Origin of the sequence: Polyangium sp. 15x6 (genome assembly GCF_029960785.1) — a bacterium.
GTDB lineage: Bacteria > Myxococcota_A > Polyangia > Polyangiales > Polyangiaceae > Polyangium.
In genome coordinates this window covers 1-744 of the sequence record NZ_JASBQE010000270.1, presented here as the reverse complement: position 1 = coordinate 744, position 744 = coordinate 1, and the positions used below count along the sequence as shown (strand labels likewise).

The window sequence follows — 744 nt, the reverse complement described above, 5'->3', positions numbered from 1 at the left end:
CTAGAGCGCCGATCAGTTCCAATTCCCATCTCATTTCAAGGACTTGTGCGATGGGGATCGACACGCGCCTTCCGGCATGATCCACTGCGCGCGGCTCGCCCAGCCGACGGAGTGGATTCCTGTGTTGACGACCGTTCCCCGCTGGACCCCGAGCCCGCTCATCACCGCGGAAGAGCAGGAGATGCTGGACCGACTCGGCAAGCGCCGTCGGCAGTTCGCCTTCTTGCGCCTGCACCGCGCGGAGCTTTTCGACGAGGCTTTTCAGGACGAGCTCGCGGCAATGTACCGCGATACAGGCGAGGGCAAGATGCCCGTGCCCCCCGCGCTCGTATGCATGGTCTTGCTCCTGCAAGCGTATACGGGCGCGTCCGACGCCGAGGCTATCGACTCGATGGTCGACGACCGGCGGTGGCAACTCGTGCTCGGCATGCTCGGCTCCAAGAAACCGGCCTTCGCGCAAGGCACGCTGCAAAGCTTCCGTGAGCGGCTGATCCGTCACGACATGGATCTTCGCCTCCTCGAGCGCACCGTCGAGCTCGCCAAGAAGACGAAAGGCTTCGATTGGAAGAAGCTACCCAAGACGCTACGAATCGGCGTCGATTCGAGGCCGCTGGAGGGCGCAGGGCGCGTCGAAGACACCTTCAATCTGCTCGGTCGCGCCACGGCGAAGCTGCTTTCCGCCGCCGCCATGGTTCTCGGCCGTAGGGCCGAAGAGATCGCGGCTTGCGCAGGCGCGCCCGTGTT

Annotated in this window: 1 protein-coding gene; it reads left to right on the top strand. The window is 64.4% G+C overall.

Annotated elements, in window-relative coordinates; translation table 11 throughout:
• Positions 1 to 181: 181 nt before the first annotated feature.
• Positions 182 to 744: transposase (locus QHF83_RS53385; protein WP_282425894.1), on the top strand; the 563-nt coding region annotated here is incomplete at its 3' end.